At 56.5% G+C, this 21,802-nt stretch carries 21 protein-coding genes; 1 reads left to right on the forward strand and 20 read right to left on the reverse strand.

Features of this window, described 5'->3' with window-relative positions; genetic code table 11:
• Positions 1–28: 28 nt before the first annotated feature.
• The 20 genes from nusB to H598_RS0115940 all read right to left on the reverse strand — a co-directional run bounded on the left by nusB (position 29) and on the right by H598_RS0115940 (position 20,333).
• Positions 29–439: a transcription antitermination factor NusB gene (gene nusB / locus H598_RS0115845; RefSeq protein WP_028113867.1), complete on the reverse strand. Its 411-nt coding sequence runs from the start codon at positions 437–439 to the stop codon at positions 29–31.
• Between the two features lie 25 nt (positions 440–464).
• The gene (gene ribH / locus H598_RS0115850) at positions 465–929 is read right to left on the reverse strand and encodes a 6,7-dimethyl-8-ribityllumazine synthase (protein ID WP_028113868.1); all 465 of its coding nucleotides are present in this window, start codon (positions 927–929) and stop codon (positions 465–467) included.
• A gap of 109 nt (positions 930–1,038) precedes the next feature.
• Entirely contained in the window at positions 1,039–2,142 is a 1,104-nt protein-coding gene (ribB, locus tag H598_RS0115855) for a 3,4-dihydroxy-2-butanone-4-phosphate synthase (protein WP_028113869.1), read from the reverse strand.
• A 13-nt stretch (positions 2,143–2,155) separates the two neighbouring features.
• Positions 2,156–2,812 carry a riboflavin synthase gene (locus H598_RS0115860; RefSeq protein ID WP_028113870.1) on the reverse strand — a complete coding sequence of 219 codons (657 nt, stop codon included), beginning with the start codon at positions 2,810–2,812 and terminating at the stop codon, positions 2,156–2,158.
• The gene (gene ribD / locus H598_RS0115865; protein WP_035416043.1) at positions 2,813–3,925 is read right to left on the reverse strand and encodes a bifunctional diaminohydroxyphosphoribosylaminopyrimidine deaminase/5-amino-6-(5-phosphoribosylamino)uracil reductase RibD; all 1,113 of its coding nucleotides are present in this window, start codon (positions 3,923–3,925) and stop codon (positions 2,813–2,815) included.
• Positions 3,926–3,931: 6 nt separating this feature from the next.
• On the reverse strand, positions 3,932–4,381 hold the full coding sequence (nrdR, locus tag H598_RS0115870) for a transcriptional regulator NrdR (RefSeq protein ID WP_028113872.1): 450 nt from the start codon (positions 4,379–4,381) through the stop codon (positions 3,932–3,934).
• Between the two features lie 80 nt (positions 4,382–4,461).
• The gene (locus H598_RS25735; protein ID WP_051252789.1) at positions 4,462–5,607 is read right to left on the reverse strand and encodes a patatin-like phospholipase family protein; all 1,146 of its coding nucleotides are present in this window, start codon (positions 5,605–5,607) and stop codon (positions 4,462–4,464) included.
• A 59-nt stretch (positions 5,608–5,666) separates the two neighbouring features.
• Entirely contained in the window at positions 5,667–6,923 is a 1,257-nt protein-coding gene (glyA, locus tag H598_RS0115880; RefSeq protein ID WP_028113873.1) for a serine hydroxymethyltransferase, read from the reverse strand.
• 210 nt (positions 6,924–7,133) lie between these two features.
• Positions 7,134–7,514, reverse strand: a complete 381-nt coding sequence (gene panD / locus H598_RS0115885) for an aspartate 1-decarboxylase (RefSeq protein ID WP_028113874.1) — start codon at positions 7,512–7,514, stop codon at positions 7,134–7,136.
• Between the two features lie 62 nt (positions 7,515–7,576).
• The gene (locus tag H598_RS0115890) at positions 7,577–9,208 is read right to left on the reverse strand and encodes a methyl-accepting chemotaxis protein (protein WP_028113875.1); all 1,632 of its coding nucleotides are present in this window, start codon (positions 9,206–9,208) and stop codon (positions 7,577–7,579) included.
• Between the two features lie 111 nt (positions 9,209–9,319).
• Positions 9,320–9,649: a DMT family transporter gene (locus H598_RS0115895; protein ID WP_028113876.1), complete on the reverse strand. Its 330-nt coding sequence runs from the start codon at positions 9,647–9,649 to the stop codon at positions 9,320–9,322.
• Positions 9,650–9,653: 4 nt separating this feature from the next.
• Positions 9,654–10,595, reverse strand: coding sequence for an alpha/beta hydrolase (locus H598_RS0115900; RefSeq protein ID WP_028113877.1), 942 nt, complete (start codon positions 10,593–10,595; stop codon positions 9,654–9,656).
• 229 nt (positions 10,596–10,824) lie between these two features.
• Complete coding sequence (gene caiE, locus H598_RS24685) at positions 10,825–11,466, reverse strand: carnitine operon protein CaiE (protein ID WP_084144507.1); 642 nt, start codon at positions 11,464–11,466, stop codon at positions 10,825–10,827.
• Between the two features lie 184 nt (positions 11,467–11,650).
• Positions 11,651–12,508, reverse strand: a complete 858-nt coding sequence (locus H598_RS0115910; RefSeq protein WP_028113878.1) for a MaoC/PaaZ C-terminal domain-containing protein — start codon at positions 12,506–12,508, stop codon at positions 11,651–11,653.
• A gap of 109 nt (positions 12,509–12,617) precedes the next feature.
• Positions 12,618–13,403, reverse strand: a complete 786-nt coding sequence (gene caiD, locus H598_RS0115915; RefSeq protein ID WP_028113879.1) for a crotonobetainyl-CoA hydratase — start codon at positions 13,401–13,403, stop codon at positions 12,618–12,620.
• 51 nt (positions 13,404–13,454) lie between these two features.
• Positions 13,455–15,020 (reverse strand): crotonobetaine/carnitine-CoA ligase, encoded by a 1,566-nt coding sequence (caiC, locus tag H598_RS0115920; protein ID WP_028113880.1) that lies wholly within the window; start codon positions 15,018–15,020, stop codon positions 13,455–13,457.
• Positions 15,021–15,126: 106 nt separating this feature from the next.
• Complete coding sequence (gene caiB / locus H598_RS0115925; RefSeq protein ID WP_028113881.1) at positions 15,127–16,359, reverse strand: L-carnitine CoA-transferase; 1,233 nt, start codon at positions 16,357–16,359, stop codon at positions 15,127–15,129.
• Positions 16,360–16,436: 77 nt separating this feature from the next.
• Positions 16,437–17,573, reverse strand: a complete 1,137-nt coding sequence (gene caiA / locus H598_RS0115930; protein WP_028113882.1) for a crotonobetainyl-CoA dehydrogenase — start codon at positions 17,571–17,573, stop codon at positions 16,437–16,439.
• A gap of 58 nt (positions 17,574–17,631) precedes the next feature.
• A complete protein-coding gene (caiT, locus tag H598_RS0115935) occupies positions 17,632–19,167 on the reverse strand; it encodes an L-carnitine/gamma-butyrobetaine antiporter (RefSeq protein WP_028113883.1) in 1,536 nt (511 codons plus the stop codon).
• Positions 19,168–19,391: 224 nt separating this feature from the next.
• A complete protein-coding gene (locus tag H598_RS0115940) occupies positions 19,392–20,333 on the reverse strand; it encodes a hypothetical protein (RefSeq protein ID WP_051252790.1) in 942 nt (313 codons plus the stop codon).
• 686 nt (positions 20,334–21,019) lie between these two features.
• Between H598_RS0115940 and fixA the strand changes: the two genes are divergently transcribed.
• Positions 21,020–21,793 carry a putative electron transfer flavoprotein FixA gene (gene fixA, locus H598_RS0115945; protein ID WP_028113885.1) on the forward strand — a complete coding sequence of 258 codons (774 nt, stop codon included), beginning with the start codon at positions 21,020–21,022 and terminating at the stop codon, positions 21,791–21,793.
• Positions 21,794–21,802 lie beyond the last annotated feature (9 nt).

The raw sequence follows: 21,802 nt of genomic DNA on the forward strand, positions 1-21,802 counted from the left end.
GCCGCTCCATTCAATATTGCATTGCCGGTTATCGCTGCAAGGCGTTAGCCAGCTTATCAAGCACGCCGTTGACAAACTTGTGGCTGTCGTCGGATGCAAACGCTTTCGCCAGTTCAATGGCCTCGTTGATGGCCACCTTGTAAGGCACGTCATCACGGTAGAGCAACTCATAGGCGCCCACCCGCAATACCGCCATCTCGATGGGGTCCACTTCCTCCAGCAAACGCGCCAGATAAGGCTTACAGCGCTCATCCAGTTGCTTGCAATGGCTGACTACGCCAACCAGCAATTCGCGGAAGTAAGCCACATCAACGCCGTCGGTTTCCTGCTCGGTGAGGAAGTGATGCTCGATGTTGGCCACATCATTCCCGCTTAACTGCCATGAATAGATGGCTTGCACCGCCAAACGGCGGGCTTTACGACGCTCTGAAGGCTTCACGTAATTCTCCTGATGTATCCGTCGCTTAAATGTTCTTAAGGACGTTAACCATCTCCAAGGCGCTCATTGCGGCCTCGTGGCCTTTGTTGCCAGCCTTGGTGCCGGCACGCTCAATGGCCTGCTCGATGGTGTCGGTAGTGAGGACGCCGAAGGCCACCGGAGTATCAAACTCCAGCATTACCTGTGCCAGTCCCTTGTTGCACTCTCCGGCAACGAAATCAAAGTGTGGTGTACCACCACGAATCACCGCCCCCAGGGCGATGATGGCGTCAAACTCGCCGCCTTTTGCCAGCTTACGGGCAACCAGAGGCAGTTCGAATGCGCCAGGAGCACGGACAATGGTGATATCATCATCATTGACTTGTCCAAGGCGCTTCAGGGTATCGATCGCCCCTTGAACCAGGCTCTCTACAACAAAGCTGTTAAAGCGGCCAACCACCAGTGCAACCTTGGCACCCTTGGCTTCAATGTTTCCTTCGATGACTTTCATTATTTGTACCCAAAAACAGATTGGTAGACGCCCCACACCGGTGGCGGGGCGAAAAGTGGCGTAATGATAGCACAGCCGTCAGCAAAACCTTAATGCCGACGGCTCACAATTATTCGCCGATGTATTCGGTCACTTCCAGGCCGAAACCGGACAGAGAGTGATACCGTTTTTGACCCGACAGCAAGCGCATTTGAGTCACCCCGAGGTTGGCCAGGATCTGCGATCCCACCCCAACGGTACGGGAGGTGCCAAAGGGCTTGCGTTTAGGCCCCTGTTCGCCGGCGTCTTCAACCGCCAGGGCTCGAATTCGATCCAGCATCTCGTCGCTGCTCTGGTGGCGCCCCAGCAGAACCAGCACGCCGCCTTCATCACCGATGCGGCTCATGGCTTTGTCCAGTGACCAGGCACCACTGCCTCCGCGCTGGGAAAACAGCAGATCATTGAAACCGTCGTGCAGGTGAACCCGAACCAGCGGGTTGTTGCTGACGTCCCCCTTCACCAGGGCAAAGTGGGCTTCGCCGTCGATGGTGTCACGGAAACTCACCAGCTCGAAATCGCCGAAACGGGTCGGCCAGTGACAGCTGGACTCACGCACGATGGTGGTTTCATTGTTGTTGCGGTATTCAATCAGGTCGGCAATGGTGCCGACTTTCAGATCATGCTCCGCGGCAAACAACTCCAGTTGTGGGCGACGGGCCATGGTGCCGTCTTCGTTGAGAATCTCAACGATTACCGCCGCCGATTCGAAGCCCCCGAGACGAGCCAGATCCACCGAGGCTTCGGTGTGACCGGCCCGGGTCAGGACGCCGCCCTGGCGGGCGCGCAGAGGAAAAATGTGGCCCGGCTGCACCAGATCCGACGGCCCGGCGTCTTTGCCGACGGCGGTCAGGACGGTGACGGCGCGATCGGCGGCGGAGATGCCGGTGGTTACCCCTTCGGCCGCTTCAATGGAAACGGTGAAGGCGGTGCCGTATTGCTCGGTGTGGCGCGATACCATCGGCGGCAGACCCAGGCGATCACAACGCTCACCACTCATGGGCATGCAGATCAACCCGCGCCCATACTTGGCCATAAAGTTAATGGCGTCGGGAGTCACCGCTTCGGCGGCCATGATCAGGTCACCTTCATTCTCACGGTCTTCATCGTCCATCAGGATAACCATTTTGCCCTGACGGATGTCTTCGATGATCTCTTCAATACTATTCAGTGCCATCTTGCTGACCTTGTTATTTTAAAAATCCAGATTTCGCCAACATCTCCATGGTGATGCCACCGGACTCCTCGCTGTCTGTTGCAGGCTGCATCAATCGCTCCAGGTATCGGGCAATCAGATCCACCTCCAGGTTGACGGTCGAGCCGGGTCGCAGTTCACCAATGGTGGTTTCCTGGACGGTATGGGGGACTAGGGTAAGACGAAAACGATTACCGTCGACTTCATTGGCGGTCAGGCTGATGCCGTCGATGGTGACCGAGCCCTTTTCAGGGATGTAGCGGCCCAGGCCCGCTGGGGCCCGCAGCCAGAACTCAATGGCGCGACCACGGTCGCTGATGCTCTCTACGGTTGCCAGACCATCCACATGGCCACTGACCATATGACCGCCCAGGCGGGTGTTGACGGTAACCGCCCGCTCCAGGTTGACCGACTGGCCCACCGCGTAATGGGCAAAATTGGTACGGGCCAGGGTCTCTCCGGACACATCCGCCACGTAGCCGTCACTCAGCTTGGCAACCACGGTCAGGCACACGCCATTGGTGGCAATGCTGTCACCCAACTGCACGTCCTCCAGTGGCAACTTGCCACTGGCCACGGTTACCCGTAAATCTTCACCGCGGCGCTCTAACTGGCGCAACTGGCCCACCGCTTCGATAATGCCTGTAAACATCTATGACTCCGCGCGCACCAGGGTCAGGCGCAAATCGGCACCGACCCGGCGAACGTCTTTAAATTGAAATTCGGGCACCTGTGACATGGCGGTTAACTGGGGCAAATTCAAGACCCCACGACCGTCACTGCCCATCATTTTCGGTGCCTGATAGAAAATAATCTCATCCCATAGCCCGGCTTGAACAAAAGCCCCGGCCAGGGTCGCCCCGGCTTCGACCATCAGGGTGTTGATCTGACGTTGACTCAGTTCGGCCATCAGCGCATGAAGGTCCACCTTGCCGGCGACAGACGGCCCTTGCCAACAGGCCACATGCTCGGGCCAGTCGCAGCCATACTCCTGTGTCGAAGCCAGCAGCACCGGCGACTCAATCTGGGTCAATTGCAGCCCGGGTCGCAGCCGAGCCTGGCCATCGATCACCACTCGCAGCGGCTGCGACCAGTGGGCCGGTAAGTTCACCGATGCGGGCAACTGTTCGGGACGCACATTCATCGAGGGGTTATCCGCCAGCACCGTACCGGCGCCGGTAATCACCGCCCCGTGACTCAAACGCATCAACTGAACGTCGCGGCGGGCATCGGCAGCGGTGATCCACTTGGACTCACCGTTGGCCAATGCCGTGCGGCCATCCATGGACGCCGCCAACTTAATCCGAATGTAGGGACGCCCCTTGGCCATGCGGCTGATAAAGCCCGGGTTGAGTTGACGCGCCTGGGCCTCCAATACTCCGGAGACCACCTCAATGCCGGCCTGCTTCAGCATCGACAAACCACGACCCGCCACCTGAGGGTTAGGATCGACCATGGCGGCCACCACCCGACTGACCCCCGCCTTGATCAAGGCTTCGGCACAGGGCGGCGTGCGGCCATGGTGCGAGCAGGGCTCCAGGGTCACGTAGGCCGTGGCCCCCTTGGCCCGCTCACCCGCCTGACGCAAGGCAAACACTTCGGCATGGGGCTCGCCGGCCTTAGGGTGAAACCCTTCGCCGACGATGGCGCCGTCTCTGACCAGCACGCACCCCACAGCAGGGTTGGGCCGGGCGGTAAAACGGCCGCGCCGGGCCAACTCGATAGCCCGGCGCATAAAGGAATAATCGTGTTGTGAGCCGTTCATTTATCGTTATTTTTCCAGCTTGGCGATGGCTTCACCAAATTGCGACAAATCTTCAAAGGCGCGGTACACCGAGGCGAAGCGAATGTAGGCCACCTTATCGAGGGCAATCAGTTGTTCCATCACCAGGTTGCCGACCATGTCCGAGCCCACTTCCCGCTCGCCGGTAGCCCGCAGGGCTGATTTAATCTTAGTCAAAGACTGTTCAATCGCTTCTGCCGACACCGGTCGCTTCTCCACCGCCCGTTGAATACCCCGGCGCAGCTTCTCTTCGTCGAAAGGTTCGCGGGTGCCGTCCTGCTTGATCACTCTGGGCATCACCAGCTCGGCACTTTCAAAAGTGGTAAATCGCTCATGGCAGGTCAGGCACTCACGGCGCCGACGAACCTGATGACCTTCGGCCACCAGTCGGGAGTCGATCACCTTGGTGTCCGTCGTAGAACAAAATGGGCAGTGCATGGCGCCTCCGGCAGGTCCCTTTTACCAGGACAGGTAAACTGACTGCTAAGAATACCGGATTTAGGGCTTTAGGTTAACAATCAGGGCGTTTCTTCACAGCTGAGTTTGATCTCCATCCGCTCTGAAGGAGCAATTCGTGACGGATGCGACTGCCAATGGTCCCCTGAGAGGCCAGCATCGACCCCGAGGCGGTACAGCGGCAGCATGTTCTCCGGTCCAAATTGCAATGGTTCGAAGTCCAATGGATAGCTCTGGGGGATGGCGGCGTAACAAAAACCCATCTGTTTTGCCGCCGCCATGCGATAGACCCGCAGCAAGCTTTCATTGACCCGATACTGGTTACTGTCATACGCAAACTGAATGCCGTTGGCCAGAGCTTTGCCACTGGAGGGGTGCTGTCGCTGAAACAACAGTTGGTGATTCACCACCACCCATACCCGCTGCTGAGCCCGGGGCAGCAGTCGAAACTGGTCTACCATGAAGGGCCGCAAAAACAACAAATCCCAGGCGGAATCGTGATGCATCTGATAGTAGGTGCTACCGGCGACGCCGACCGGGAAATAGCGAGCCTCGAAGGCACCGGGGAACGCCGATGCCGCCTGCAACACATCTCGATAGTAGTGGTAACGATCGCTTCGGTCGCTGGCGGCGATGGCACCAAGATCCCAGAACACCGGCACACCGGCATCGGCATTGGTGGTCCCCACGTAGAGTCGCCGCCCCTGACGGTGGCTCGCTGCCACCTCATCAATCATCCCATCGGTGATAAAATGGTCGATCAGCGCCCGCAATTTATCGCTGTCATACGCCGAACGGCCAAACAGCGCCCCGAACGGGTTGAGATGGCCAACAATGGCCGAGGCCGGTTGTTCGGCATAGGCCTGCTTCAGAGCCTGATCGTACTTCGGCCCCAAAAACGCCACCGTGGCCACCAGGGCGCCAGTGGAGATGCCGGTGACGACCTGAAACCGCGGCCGGTCCCCCCGCTGCTGCCAACCGGCCAACAAGCCGGCATTCCAGGCGCCGTAGGCACCGCCTCCGGACAACACCAGGTGATCCACTCGAGTTTGAGTCAGTGCAATGACCGGCGGCGGATTTGGGTTCGGGTCGGCAATGGCGCCAAAGGGCAGATCCTGTTCATGACCCGCAGGCAGGGGCGCAGGCCGGCTGGCACAGGCTTGCAGACACAGTGCCAGCATTGCCGCCAGCCAGATGTTCGAGGTCATTGTTGTTGCTCCACAAAAAAGCCCATCCTCAGGATGGGCTCAGTATACCGAATCGGCGATTAACGGTAGACAGGTTTAGTACGGCACAGGGCCAGCACCTGCTGCTGCACCCGCTCCACCACGGCTTCGTTGCCGAAGTCATCCAGGATGTCGCAGATCCAGCCGGTCATTTCACGGCACTCGGCCTCATTGATGCCACGACGGGTCAGCGCCGGTGTACCGATCCGCAGACCGGAGGTCACAAACGGGCTACGGGGATCATTGGGAACCGAGTTTTTGTTGACGGTGATGTTGGCCCGCCCCAGGGCGGCATCGGCGTCTTTGCCGGTAATGTCCTTGTCGATGAGGTCCAGCAGGAACAGGTGATTGTCGGTACCACCGGACACCACCTTGTAACCGCGACTCATAAACACGTCCGCCATCGCCTTGGCGTTGACCACAACCTGCTTCTGATACTCGGCAAACTCCGGCTGCAGTGCCTCTTTAAAGGCGACCGCTTTAGCGGCAATCACATGGCACAAAGGCCCGCCCTGACCGCCGGGGAACACCGCCGAGTTGAGCTTCTTATACACGGTTTCATCACCGCAGGCAGACAGAATCAGGCCGCCACGGGGACCGGCCAGAGTCTTGTGAGTGGTGGTGGTAACCACGTGCGCATGAGGCACCGGATTAGGATAAACCCCCGCCGCAATCAGGCCGGCAACGTGGGCCATATCCACAAACAGGTAAGCCCCCACCTCATCGGCAATGGCACGGAACTTAGCCCAGTCGATGATGCCGGAATAGGCGGAGAAGCCAGCAATGATCATCTTCGGCTGATGCTCTTTGGCCAGAGCCAGCACCTCGTCGTAGTCGATTTCACCGGTTTCCGGCGTGATACCGTACTGCACGGCGTTGTAGATCTTACCGGAAAACGACACGCTGGCACCGTGAGTCAGGTGGCCACCATGGGCCAGGCTCATGCCCAGAACGGTATCGCCAGGTTGAAGCAGAGCCATGAACACCGCCGCATTGGCCTGAGAACCGGAGTGCGGCTGAACGTTGGCGTACTCGGATCCAAACAGTTCATTGGCGCGGTCAATGGCAAGCTGTTCGGACACATCGACATACTCGCAGCCGCCGTAATAGCGTTTGGACGGGTAGCCTTCGGCATACTTGTTGGTCAACTGGGAGCCTTGGGCTTCCAGTACGCGAGGGCTGGTGTAGTTCTCGGAGGCAATCAGCTCGATGTGCTCTTCTTGGCGCGTGCGCTCCGCCTCCATCGCCTGCCACAACTCGGGATCGAAATCGGCGATGTTCATTGTTTTGTCCAGCATCCATGTCTCCTGGTGTAGGGGGTTATTTTTTAGGCGCCACTATATTACTCCTGTGTGACGGCGATCCCAAGTCCAATGACACCGACCGAGTCGCTCTCATAAACGAACGCAATGAAACGCCCATCGAACTCTATCCATTGAACCGTTGCCAACCGAGGAGAAATGCGCGAGGCAGCCCCACCAGAACCGGACTGCCCGCGCCGGAACCGCTTAGCGGCTCTGAGTCGGTACCCCCTGACCCACGCCTTTAATGGCGTTGTTCTGATCCAGGTACACCAACCGAGGCTTGTGGCTGGCCGCTTGCTGGTGGTCCATCTGCACATAGGCACAGATGATCAACCGATCTCCGGGGCTGGCTTTATGGGCCGCAGCGCCATTGACCGAGATGATGCGCGACCCCCGCTCCGCTTCGATGGCATAGGTGGCAAAGCGCTCGCCATTGTCGACGTTGTACAACTCGATCTTCTCGTACTCCAGAATGCCGGCGGCCTCGAGAAAGTCCCGGTCGATGGCACAAGAGCCTTCGTATTCCAACTCGGCGTGGGTCACTCTGGCCTGGTGCAATTTGCCTTTCAGCATCTCTGTTTTCATCGCTTGTATGTTCCTTGGTTTAGAGTTCTTCGGGGCCGAACTGGCGGCCCCTTTGTCAGGCGTCAGGCGGTTCTGAACTGCCCCAATGTGTGTTGCAGGCGATCCGCCAGCTGCGTCAACTCGGCGCCGGAGAGGGCGGTCTGCTCAGAGCCGGCCAACACCTCTTTGGAGGCCAGGTTGATGCCTTCGAGGTGCTGCCCCAGATCCTCGGCGACCGCCGCCTGTTCGCCACAGGCACTGGCAATCTGCAGGTTCATCGAAGCGATGTTGCCCACCGCTCCCACCACCTGCTCGATGGAGGTACGCGCCTGATTCGACTGTTCGACACAGGCGGCAATCAACTGGCAACTGTTCTGAGTCGCACTGCCCGCTTGCTTGGAGCGATTTTGCAGCTGCTCGATGATGGCAACGATGCGGCTGGTGGACTCCTGAGTGCGACCGGCCAGGGTACGAACTTCATCCGCCACCACCGCAAAGCCGCGGCCCTGATCGCCGGCCCGGGCGGCTTCGATGGCCGCATTGAGCGCCAACAAATTGGTTTGATCGGCGATGTCGCGAATCACATCCACCACCATGCTGATGTTGGCAGAATCCTGCTCCAGCTCGCCGACCAGGGCCCCCGCCTGCTGAATCACCGATTCCGCCTGCTGAATGCCTTCGATGCCCTGAATCACCACCGTCATCCCCTCATTGGCGTCCTGGGTTGCCGACTCGGCAGAGTGGGAGGCCTCCTCGGTATTCCGAGCCACCTCGGCCACGGTGGACTGCATTTCGGTCATGGCGCTGGAGATGGACGCCACTTGCAGTTGCTGCTGACGCATCCCCTCGGAAGTTTGCTCAGACACCGAACCCATGGCTTCGATGGAGGCCCCCAACTGATTAGACGCCTCGGTGATCTGGGCCACCAATGCCGCCAGGCGGGACTGCATCTCCAGGCTGTCCTGCGCCAACTGCCCCAACTCGTCGTCGGCAAACTGGTTTCGGCTCAGTACATGGGTCAGGTCGCCCTTGGCAATGGCTTCAATCAGGTTGCGTACTCGAGCCAGAGGGGTGCAGATCTGCCGCACCAGCAGCATGCCGGTCACCAGCATAAACACCAGCATCACCGCGCCGCCGAGGGCGATCACCCAGTACATGGTCACCACCGATGCCGCGCTGGCATCAGCCTCCTCATCGACGAAGCTCTGGTTCAGTGTCACCAGGGCCTCGATGGCATCGATCAGCTCCAGATAGGCAGGGTAACTGGCCATGATGGCGGAGTTGGCGTCTTCATAACGATCCTGGCTGATCAGCCCCAGAAACGGCTCATTGGCCACCAAGTAGGCCCGCCAGCTTTGCTCCATCACAGAGAACGCCTGCCGATCCGCCTCGTTAGCCAGGGTCGCCCGATAACGGTCGAGGTTGTCGTCCATGGACAGCGCCATCTTCTTGCCTTCCAGCACCCACTCCGGCATGTCCGGATCCCCGGCGTTGGACACCAGCGAAAAATCGTACTTGCGGTAGTCGATAATGAACGCCCGCATGTCTTCGGCCTGCATCAGGCTGGGGATGGTGGTGGTGTTGAACGCGGTAATGGTGGCCGCCATGGTGGTGGCTTGTCGAGTGACAATGCCAATCAACACCGCCATGGCCAGGGCGATTAACAGATAGGCCAGGGATATCTTATTTTTTACACTGAGATTATTGAGTCGCACTCCAGGCTCCTTGTGGCGCAGTGGTAGTCAAAATAGAGAAATAGAGAGATGTCTCGAGATGCACGACAGTCTTAACGCCGAAGCCTAAACCGGCCGCCAAGACTTCGGCAGTCAATGCTGCACCGAGCGAGAGAACAGGTGGATGATCAGCGTTCCCGCCACGATCAGCCCCATCCCCAACATCGCCGCAGCATCCAAAGGCTGTTTCAGCCGCCACCACCCAACGCCGGCCACCAGCACGATGCCGGCGCCGCACCAGATGGCATAGGCGATGCCCACCGGCATCACCCGAACCACCTGCGCCAGCAACGCAAACGCCACCAGGTAGCCACACAGGCACAACAGCGTCGGCAGCGGTTGTGTAAACCCCTGGGTGCGCGGCAGCAAACTGGTGGCAGACACTTCGGCAATGATCGCCACAAGCAGGCAGAGGTAGGCCATGGGATTACGCCAGCAAAGCCCGAATCCGCGGACCGGTGTCCTGCAGGTACTGATCGGCTTGATCAAACACCCCCAGCATCTTGATAAAGCCGTGGATCACCCCTTCATAGAGGCGATACTCCACCGAGACCCCGGCGGCGGTCAGCTTGTCGGCATACAGGCGACTGTCGTCGCACAGCGGGTCGTACTCGGCACAGGCGATCAGGGTTGGCGGCAGATCCTCATGACTGCTGGCCCGCAGCGGTGAGCAATAGGGGTGCAAGCCATCGACCGGGCTGCGCAGGTAGTGATTCCAGTAATAGCTCATGCTGGCTCGCTGCAACAGGTAGCCTTCGCCGTGATTGATGGCCGACGGCGTATCCCAGCCGTACTGCACCGCCGGGTAAACCAGGACCTGGCAGGCCAGACGCGGGCCATTTTCATCCCGCGCCCGCAAGGCCACGGCCGCCGCCAGGTTGCCGCCGGCACTGTCGCCAAACACACCGATGCGCCGTGAGTCCAGCCCCAGTTTTTGGGCATGCTCAAACACCCAGCAAGTGGCGGCATAGCAGTCGTCCATGGGGGTCGGGAATTTGTGCTCAGGCGCCTTTTGATAGTTCACCGCCACCACCACCGCACCGGTGTGGTTGGCCAGGGCGCGACTGAAGCCGTCGTTGGTTTCAATATTGGACACCATCCAGCCACTGCCGTGGAAAAACACCAGCGCCGGCTGCAATTCGGCACTGGCGTCGCCCTCGAGCGGCCGGTAGATTCGAATAGGCAGATCGGCGCTGGGGCCGGGAATGAAACGATGTTCCACCGCCGCAACGGCGGCCGGCTCTCTGCAGGGACTGTCACTGGACAGCTCCAGATGACGGGCCTCTGCCGGGGTCATCTCTTCGTAGGCTTTGGCGCCGGAGTCACGCACCTGCTGCAAAAATTCATCGACCTTGGGATCTAATGGCATAACGGTTTCCTTTAAGCGTGCACCGCCGTGTAGTCACAGCGAAATCGAGTGCGCCACCCCAACACCTGCCAGCCGTTGAACGGCCTGGCGGGGTGGCGCGAAGTAAAAATGTCGTCTGTCTGACCGGCAATCACTTGGGTAAGCGAATGTTTAGGATGAGAGGATCGCTTGTGCGTTGATGGATAATCACCGGCAGACAGACAACAAAACCAAATTCAATCGGCCAACCTCAGGCGGCCGGCCCCTCGGCCGGATCGCGCTCCCGGTTGGCTGCGGTGGTGACCGCAGTTTCCTGCACCCCTGTGGTGCCCTGAAGGCGGGGACGGTTGGGCTCCATGGCCGTCCGGGGTTCGACTTCATTCATCGATGCCGCCGACCGTTTTGCCAAATCCTGATACTCCTGGGTATTGAGGCGCTTCCATTCCAGCTCCTGATCCGAGACCGACCGGACCGCTTTTGCCGGCGTCCCCATCAGCAGCTGCCGGGGCTGGCCCTGAAAACCGGCTTTGACGAAACTCATGGCGGCGACGATGCTCTGTTCGGCCACCACGGCCCCATCCATCACCACCGCATTCATGCCCACCAGGGCCTCTTTGCCGATAACGCAGCCATGCAGAATGGCGCCGTGGCCAATGTGGCCGTTCTCACTGACGATGGTATCGCGGTCGCTGTAACCATGCATGATGCAGCCGTCCTGAACGTTGCACCCGGCTTCCAGGATCAGGCGGCCATAGTCCCCTCGCAGCGATGCGGTCGGACCCACATACACTCCAGGGCCGACGATGACATCGCCGATCAATACTGCGGTCGGATGGACATAGGCGCTAGGGTCAACGACTGGAATAACACCTTCAAATTCATAGCAGGGCATAAAACACCTTCAGAACCTATGACGTAACAACACTGAAAACAAATAAATAAAAATCGCAATAATAAAAAGGGCGTGACACTACTTTGGTGCACCAAACGCATTGCGAATGGAAATAGAGCACGCCAACAGCTGCCTTAAAACAACACTCAAAAACAATCAAGAACAACAGTGAAAATCTAAATAACTAACGCCACTCAACTAAACCAAAATTCAAATAACAACAGTCAGAGTCGTCTGCATCCACTACTCTAAAATGGACACAATTATCACTCCATTTCCAAATTTGAGTCTTTACCCTCGCGCCTGGATAAAGCGCCTTGGTTAACCGGGTTTTAAATCGAGTTAACCGCTCCGGCTCGCCAGGAATCACACTTCGAATAATGTGTCGGCAGGCCACCCCGGTGGTGCTCACGCCGTGCAGATTCGGCTTGGGATGGCCAAACTTCTGCGCATAGGCCCAGTCCACATGCTGAGGGTGATAATCACCGCTGAGGCGATACACCAGAGCCTGATTCAGTGGCACCTGTTCCGTCACTTCAAAGTCCGGCTGCCGCTCCGGAATTTCGACAATGTCGCGGGGCGCTTTCGGACCGCCAAAGCCGCCGTCATACAGGCAGCAATCCCAGCTTTCATTCGTGAACAGCAGGGTGCCATCCTGATTGCGGGTTTCACCGATGTGCTGGGCCAGACAGCCTCGCCCCTCACCGCGGTCGTACAACCCCTTCAGCAACACAGTGGTACTGAGTTTGCCGGTCACCAGTTCCGGGGTCAGTGGCCGATGTACCCGAAAATCGAAGCCCCAATGCAAAGAGCCGCCCCACTCAAAACCAAAGTCGATGGTTTTGGTGACTTCACTGTCCACAATTGGCATGGCACAGAAGGTGGGCAGCACTTTCAGATCTTGTTCATACACATACTCAAGGTCGGTCTTACCATCACTGCCGGCACCGCATCCCAGCCCCAGCAGCATCAAGTCCCTGACCGTATACTCATTAATAAAAGGCCCGTATGTCTGGCCTTGCATTTCCAGCTTTAACGCCATGTCGAAACTCCTTCTATCGAACGTCTCCGCCCTCTCCACCAGACAGCGGATCAACGGTGGCAACCGGTGCCCTATCGACACCGACTGCCACCACGGACATGCAAGTCGGTTACTTGCCCGCCCAGACCGGATCGCGCTTCTCAGCAAACGCCGCAGGTCCTTCCAGCGCATCTTCAGAATGCAGAACCGCCGGGTAGTGCTTCAGCACACCGCTGCGGGTGTAGCGGTAGCCCTCTTCGACGGTCATTTCACTGGTGGTACGAACCACCTCTTTCAATGCCGCCACGGCCAGAGGCGCGCTCTGAGCGATTTGCGCTGCCAGTTCACGGGCAGAGTCCATCAGCTCGGCGTTGCTGACGACGCGGTTGACGATGCCCCAGCGCAGCGCTTCTTCGGCATCCATACGGCGACCGGTCATCATCATCTCGTTAACGATGGCCGGTGGCAGCAGTTTTGGCAGACGCAGCATGCCGCCGCTGTCTGGCACGATGCCCAGCTTGGCTTCGGGCAGAGCAAAGCTGGCGTTATCGGCACAGACAATCATGTCGGCACCCAGCGCCAGTTCAAAACCACCGCCGAAGGCGTAACCATTGACGGCGGCAATCACCGGCTTGTCCAGGTCAAACAGTTCGGTCAGACCGGCGAAACCACCGGGGCCGAAATCCGCATCCGGCGCTTCGCCTTCGGCGGCCGCTTTCAGATCCCAGCCGGCGGAGAAGAAACGCTCGCCCGCACCGGTGATGATGGCAACTCGAAGCTCAGGATCATCTCGGAATGCCAGAAAAACTTCGCCCATTTCAAAGCTGGTTTTGGCATCAATGGCATTGGCTTTAGGCCGATCCAATGTAATTTCCAAAATGCTGCCATTTCGAGTTACGTGCAATGATTCGCTCATGTTCTTACTCCATTAAGAGTCAACTGATGACTCCATCCACTAAATTAAAGATTACTCTTTTTCACACAGGAGATTTTTTCTAACTTTGCCGGTGCACGTTCTTGGCAAATTCGGCAATAGCTCAACAAAAGAGGGCACTTTAAATTTGGCCATCTTTTCTGCGCAATAGTTAATAATGTCCTGCTCATTAATATCTGCGTCGGGTCTCAGCACCACAAAGGCTTTAATGGCCTCATCACGAATCGAGTCTTTAACGCCAATAACGGCCGCTTCAATCACTTTCGGATGCGCGGTGATGATGTTTTCAATCTCCATGCAGGAGATATTTTCTCCCCCCCGCTTCACCATGTTGCAACTGCGGTCGACAAAGTAGAAAAACCCTTCTTCGTCCACGTAGCCGGAATCGCCGGTTCTGAGCCAGCCATCCGCGCCAATCGCTTTGGCGGTGGCCTCCGGTGCCTGATAATACTCCTTGAAGATGGTCCGCCCCGGTTCGCCCTTGACCTGAATCTCGCCGATCTCGCCGGCGGCCAGCTCCTGGCCTTCCGGGGAGACAATACGAGCCTCATAACCAAAGCCGGTACGGCCGATGGACGGCCAGCGGCGTTTATCTCCGGGACGATCGCCGATGATACCGACGATGGTCTCCGTCATTCCCCAGGATGTCAGCAAACGCACATTGAATCGCTCAATGAACGCGTCTTTCTCCTGCACGGGCATGCTCAGGTAGAACATCACCTCCCGCAAACGATGGTTGCGCTCCCATGGCTGCTGCGGCTGCATCATCATGGTGCGCATCATCAACGGGATGCACTCGGTCACCGTCGCCTGGTATTTGCATACCTGACTCCAGAAATTGCGGGCGCTGAATCTCTCCAGCAATACGAAGGTCGCCCCGGCGGAGAACGCCGCCATGGCCGCGGTACACTGGCAATCGATGTGGTATACCGGCATGGCCGTCATATACACATCATCGCTGCGCAGGGCCGCCTGCCAGGCACTGTAATAGCCGGCAAAACGCAAGTTGTAGTGAGTGATCACTACGCCTTTGGGGCGTGAGGTGGTGCCGGATGTGAACAGAATCTCAGCGGTGTCATCCCAACCAATCTCAGACTCGGCAACGAAGCGGGTCGAGTACTGGCTCAGCAACTGAGCAAAGTCCCCAACGCCCTCGATGACTCCGCCGTCTTTGAGGTCGGTGACCAGAATCTGCTCGAGGTCGGTCTGAGCGCCGGCTCGAATCTGGCTGTAAATAGGCAAAAATTCGGTGGTGGTCACCACGCGTCGAATGCCACACTTTTCCGCCAGGTAGGCGCACTCATCCAGCAACCAATGGGTATTAACGGGCACCATCACCGCGCCAATTTTCGCCAGTCCGAACCAGCACAGGATGAACTCCACGCTGTTGTTCAGATGCAGGGCGACACGTTCGCCTTTCACCACTCCCAGGGCCGTAAACAGGTTGGCGGCCCGATTGATCTCGCCATTGAGTCCGGCGTAGGAGTACTGAGTGGCGTTTCCGGACGCATCTTCAAAAATCAACGCCGTTTTGTCGCTATGCAATTCAGCCAGGTCGTCCCAGGTCTGACGCAAGTTATGTCCGCTAATAATGTCCATTTGTTACCTTACAACATCAACCATCTGTGTGGATTTTGAAACCCTAATGACCGGAGTTCAGCTTGTCACTCTCCACCCTCCGGACACGTGATCTGCTGACGGTGTTTTACGCCTCAGGCGCCTTGTCAACCTTGGCCAGACCCTTGTCTGCCAATTCTGTGATCGCTTCATCGCTGTAGCCGATATCACGCAAAATGGCGGCGGTGTCCATGCCATGATCCGGCATGCCGCGCCAGATCTGACCCGGGTTGTTTTTAAACTTGGGCATCACATTGGGGCCCTTGCAGCGTTTGCCGTCGATGGTGTCCCATTCGGTAATGGACTCACGGGCAATGTACTGCGGGTTAGACTCCAGATCTTCGGCGCTCAACACCTTGGCACAGGCGATCTTCAGTTCCGCGAAGCGCTTGCGCACCTCGGCCACGGAGCGGGCATTGATGTAGCTATCCAGGGCATCCTCGATCGCTTGACCATGAGGGCATTCGATGCGGTGAATCAGCTGAGTTCCTTCCGGCACGGCTTCGGTTCCCAGCAGGTGGCCCAGGCCAATGTCCTTGAACAGCTCTTCGATCTGGTTGGCACCGACCATCTCCATCACGATGTAACCGTCTTCACACTTGTACAGACCGCAGCCAGCGTAGTAAGGGTCGCGGCCCTTGTACTGACGAGGCGCCATCTGACCACCGTTGAAGTAGTCCATCATGAAGTACTGGCCCATGCGCAACATCACCTCATACATGGCCACATCGATGCTCTCACCAACGCCGGTTTCCTTGGCCTTGTGGAAGGCTGCCAGGGCCGCGGTGGTCACGGTCATGCCGGAGAAGTAATCGGCGGTGTAAGGGAACGCCGACATCGGCTGATCCACATCGCCGTTCTGCATCAGATAGCCGCTGAACGCCTGAGCAATGGTGTTGTACGCCGCCAGGTTGGTGTATTCATCGGTACCAAACTGACCAAAACCGGACAGGTGTGCCACAACCAGCTTAGGGTTGCGTTCCCACAGCAGCTCATCGGTAATGCCACGGCGAGCAAACGCTGGTCCTTTACTGGCTTCAATGAAGATGTCGGTGGTTTCCATCAGTTTCAGGAACGCATCACGGCCTTCGTCTTTAAAGATGTTCAAAGACAGCGCATGCAGGTTGCGTCGTGACAACTGAGGGTAGTTAGGCTGCACCCGAATGGTGTCGGCGTAGGCAACGTTCTCAATCCAGATCACTTCTGCGCCCCATTCCGCCAGCATCTGGCCTGCGAATGGACCGGCAATCTCGATACCGGAAAACACAACCCGAACCCCGGAAAGAGGACCAAATTTCGGTGTGGCTAATGTCTGTGACATGGTGATGTCCTTATGTAATGTGTCTCAAAATGGCAGCCAGGACGGCGCAATCGCGACGCCTGGCTGCATTGCGGGGATTAGCGGTACTCTTTCAGAACCGCACGACCCAGAGTCAGGATCTGCATCTCGTCGGAACCACCAGAGACACGATCCACGCGCAGGTCACGCCAGAAGCGGCTGATGCGATGCTCACCGGCGATGGCGTAGCCACCCAGTACCTGCATGGCAGAATCCACCACTTCAAAGGCTGCATTGGCGCAGTAGAACTTGCACATCGCCGCATCACCGGAGGTCATCATGCCGTTGTCGGCTTTCCAGGCCACGTGGTAGATCATGTTCTTCATGTTGCTCAGCTTGATGGCCATGTGAGCAAACTTTTCCTGAATCAGCTGGGTACGACCGATGGCCTCGCCGAACTGAACACGCTGGTTGGCGTACTTAGCCGCATCCTCGAAGGCGCAGTAAGCGGTACCGTAGTTGGTGCAAGCCACCAGGAAGCGTTCCATGTCGAACTCTTCTTTGACTCGCTGGAAGCCGTTGCCTTCACGGCCGAAGAAATCTTTCTCCTCCAGCTCGACATCGATGAACTGCACTTCGCAGCAGCTGTCCATCTTCAGACCCAGTTTCGGCAGCTTGCTCAGCTTGATGCCTGGCTTAGTCATGTCGACAAAGAACTCGGAGAACACCGGCGTGTCGGACGCGGCATCGCGAGCCATCACCACCAGGTAAGGGGTACCGGCGGCGCTGGTGATAAAGCACTTGCTGCCGTTCAGGTAGATCTTGCCGTCTTTACGCAGGTAGTTGGTGGTCAAGCTGCCCACATCGGAGCCGGCACCGGGTTCGGTAATGGCCGAGTTCCACATCTGCTTACCGGTACCGCGCAGTGCCATGATCTTATCGATCTGCTCGTCGGTGCCTTCACGCAGCACGGTGGTAAAGCCTGCCAGTTGATACAGCACGTAGGTCGGGGCGCCCAGGCGGCCCAGCTCTTCCCAGATCACCGCCAGGGTGGTCAGGCCGGCGTCAAAGCCGTCATGCTCTTCCGGCAGCAACAGGCTATCGATGCCCATCTCAGCCAGTTCCTTAACGAAACGCTCAGGGTAGGTGCTGGTCTCATCGCACTCGGCAAAGTACGCTTCCCAGTTTTCACGCTCCATCAGGTCACGAACGCCTTTAACAAACAGTTCCTGTTCGTCGGTTAATCTGTAATCCATAATCAATACCTTCTAGTTACTTCTCTATTCGCGACGTAGGTCGTCACCCAAATGGAATTTAGTCCGACCACTTGTTCTTCTTGGCGTCCTTAAGGAAGGACGTAATCACCAAGATGTTGACAATCACCAGTGGTGCACCGCCGGCAATAATCGCCGTTTGCAGAGGCTTCAGGCCACCCAGAGACAGCAGCACGATGCCGATAACACCCACCAGAATGGACCAGCCCACACGAATCCACACTGGTGGCTCGTTGTCGGCATCCACACCCTTACAGGTGGACATGGCCAAGGTGTAAGAACAGGCGTTGATCAGAGTCACGGTCGCCAGGAAACACAGGATAAAGAAGCCCCACATGGTGATGGTGCTCATAGGCAGAGCGGCCCAGGTCTCGATGATGGCCCGAGGTGCGCCATGCTCCTGGATAAGCTGTCCCATGTTGATGAGGCTGTTGTGCATCAGGTTAACGGTGTTACTGCCCAGAATGGTCCACAGGAACCAGGTAGACGCAGTCAGGCCACCCACCATGGTCAGACACAGCTGACGCACGGTACGACCACGGGAGATCTTGGCCAGGAAGATGCACATCTGGATGCCATACACCACCCACCAGGCCCAGTAGAATACGGTCCAGTCTTGTGGCCAACTGCCTTCACTGATGGAGCTGGTGTAGAACAGCATGCGTGGCAGGTAGCTGAGCATTACGCCCACGGACTCGGTGAAGTAGTTTACGGTGAAGCTGGTGGCGCCGATGAGCAGTACCCACACCAGCATGATGATGCTCAGGTAGCTGCGCAGGTCACTGGCAATCTTGATGCCCTTAGTCAGACCAAAGGCCACACAAACGGCGTTAAAGATGATCCAAACGGAGATAACGAAGGTATCGACTTCAATGGTACGAGGAATGCCAAACAGCCATTGGATACACTCGGTCACCAGAGGCGTCGCCAGACCCAGGCTGGTGCCCATGGCCAGAATCAGTGCAACCACATAGACGTTATCGATAATGGAGCCCAGAACGCCTTTGTGATGTTTGCCCAGAACCGGCTCAAGGGTACCACTGGGGCGAACCACATCCATCTTCTTCACAAACAGGAAGTAACCCAGGGCAACAGTAAAGAAGCCATATCCCATCCAGGGCAGAGGACCCCAGTGGAACAAGCTGTAGGCCACACCCAACTCTTTGGCCTGAACCGACATGGATTCCAGCTCAAAAGGAGGATAAGTCAGGTAGTAGTAGGCTTCCAGAGAGCCCCAGTACAGTACCGCCGCAGAGGTACAGGAGGCAAACATAAGGAAAATCCAACTTCCGGTACTGAATTCCGGCTTTTCCTGACCGAGGCGGTTATTGGCGTAGGGGCCCCACACCAACCAGGCCCAACCGATGGCCAGAGCGATCATATACCACTCAAATGCCCACCCCCAGGAGTGAGTCAGGTAGTGAAACACGGAACTGATGGCTTGGTTAGCCGCATCCAGATCCCGCACAGTAAAATAGGAGAGCAAAATCACAACCAGCAGAGATGGGAAGAATATGGTTGGTTCAATCCCCACCTTTTTCGGCTGTGTGCCCTTTACAGCTTGTACACTGTCCATCCTAAAATCTCCATTCCAGTTACCTCGTATATTCTGGAGGCAACAAGTTTGATTTCTTTTATTTAATTGACCTTTTCACTAGACAAAAAGGTCTCCGTGACAACATCGATATTGATATTGACAATATTTACTTCGATTTATAATTTAGCTGGCAAAGAGGTCTAAATTAAAAGTACTTAAATACTCACTCTCTTAAAAATGAAATCAGTACTGCATCTCATTTATCAGAAATAATATTGAAGATTTATGTTGAAACGACCATTCCAGTCATCGCTGCTCTGCTCGAGGCCCAGGCTATTGCCACCCAGCCACAGAGTGTTCTTGGCATTGTAATAATCTACATAGACAAAGAAGCTCTTATAAGAGACAGAGAAACCGGTGGAGTTCAGGATTGAGTCATCGAAGCCCGCTTGATCCGGCTGCAATACACTGTAGTCGTTATAAACCGTAATTGTGCCCCAGCTCATTGGGAACTTCTTCGCAATATTGGCGGTCAGGATTTTGCCTTCGCTGGCCACTTCATAGAAGCCGGTCACAGCACCGATGCCAATTTTATTGGTATCGACACTGCCGTCGTCATACTGATCGAAGCTGTAGTCCAGGTACTGCAGTTGCAGACCCCAGTCGCCGTAGCTGAAATCACCGTGTGCGGCCCAGGTCAGGGTGTCACCGGACTCATTCTCAACACTGTTGTACAGTTGTCCGTACTCCAGCGATGCGCCCAACAGCAATTCGTAACCTTCACCGCTGAGACGATAGGACTGACGCAGGTCGAAGGTATTACGCTCTTCGTTGTTGTAGGTGTTGTCACCGATGGTGCCCGAGCCCACGGTACCGGCGTAGTTCCGATAATCACTGCCGCTGTAAGTTGAGCCCTGGTGGAAAGAAAACTCAGTTTCCCATGGCCCTTTTACGTAGCTCAGGTTGGCACCCACACCCCAGTCATCTTCAAAACCCAGGTAGTAGTTCAGGCTGTACCACCAGCTGTGAGAAGCAAAGTTCTTGTTACCAAACGCCTTGTCAACCACACCCAGTTTGAAGGTCAGATCTTCGCTGGCATTCCAGTAAGCATAGGCGTACTTCAGGTAGTCGTAGGAATCGGTAAAGCGATACTCCGCCGTCACCCCGTAATCATCGAAGTTCTCGGAAAGTTTGATAGCGAACATATTGAAGTCAAAGTCGCCGGACGTGGCTTTTGACGTCTCACTATAATCTTTCCAATTGTAATTAACCCGAACATTACCCGCTACCTCAACTGCTGAAACTGATTGGCTAACCAGTAATAAAGCAATGGGTAAAGACATTATTTTCTTATTCATCCAAATCACCTCCATTTTAGGTTGATTGCATTATGCATATCGGATTTCAGGAAAAAACAGCCCCAGGTCACACTTCCCCTTTAGCGAGTAAGGTTAATACGAGCATTTCTTGAAGCTGGTCACACTTTGTCGGCCGATATTTATTTTTAGAGCAAAAATCACTCACCACAAAATGGCTCGAACGGTATTTTTTGTGACACAGATAACATTTGCACTGTTCGAACGCCGGTTTCGATTGCTCTCAAATCGGGTACGGCGGTATTAATTAAAAACAGGAAACGGCAGCACACAAAAATGCAGGAAATGAATATTTTTACTCCCACAAAAAACGGCAGTAAGTTTTCTTTTCACCGCTTTTTAAGTTTGCTTGTTTATACAGTGAGACTCACGAACAACATTCGAGATATAGCGCAAAAAACACCGCTATCCTCGCTATGAATTTCGGGTCACACACCTAAGGAAATAGCGCCAGGCGTTCACTGAATTGAACCCGGCTTAGCCTCAAACATTGCGAGAATCACACTGGAGAGACAATGAAAATTATTGCGTGTTACAAGCTGGTTCCTGAAGAGCAGGACATCGCCGTAACCTCCGACGGCGCCATCGATACCAGCAAAGCCTCCCTGAAAATCAGCCAATTTGATCTCAGCGCGGTAGAAGCGGCGGTACAACTGAAAGCCGCAGCCGGTGAAGGACACATCACCGCCCTGAGCATGGGCGGCAAAGCCCTGGAGAACCCAAAGGCCCGTAAGGACATTCTGTCTCGTGGCCCCGATGCCCTGACCATTGTGGTCGACGACAGCCTGCAACAATCGCTGCCCCATCAAACCGCGCACGTATTGGCGGCTGCCGCGGCCAAGTCAGAGTTTGACCTGATTCTTTGCGGTGACGGCTCTGGCGACCTGTATGCCCAACAAGTGGGCTTGCTGCTAGGCGAAAAATTGGGCCTGCCCACCATCAACGGTGTTAGCAAGATTCTCTCCAGCGACGCCGGCATCCTGCGGGTTGAGCGAGAGTTGGATGACGAGGTTGAGGTACTGGAAATTGCCCTGCCCGCCGTGGTCTCGGTTTCTGCCGACATTAACGAGCCTCAAATCCCATCCATGAAAGCGATTCTGGGTGCGGCCAAAAAGCCCACCACCACTCTGAGCCTGGCGGATCTGGCTCTGGAAGAGCAACCGGCAGTGGCTGAACTGGTCTCCATCAAGGCGCCGGAACAGCAACAGCGCCAGCGTCACATCATTGAAGGCGACGGCGACGACCAAATCGCCGAATTCACCGAGCTACTGCGTAAAGCCGCCAACTAATTGAGAGGA

This window comes from Ferrimonas kyonanensis DSM 18153 (genome assembly GCF_000425405.1).
Classification (GTDB): domain Bacteria; phylum Pseudomonadota; class Gammaproteobacteria; order Enterobacterales; family Shewanellaceae; genus Ferrimonas; species Ferrimonas kyonanensis.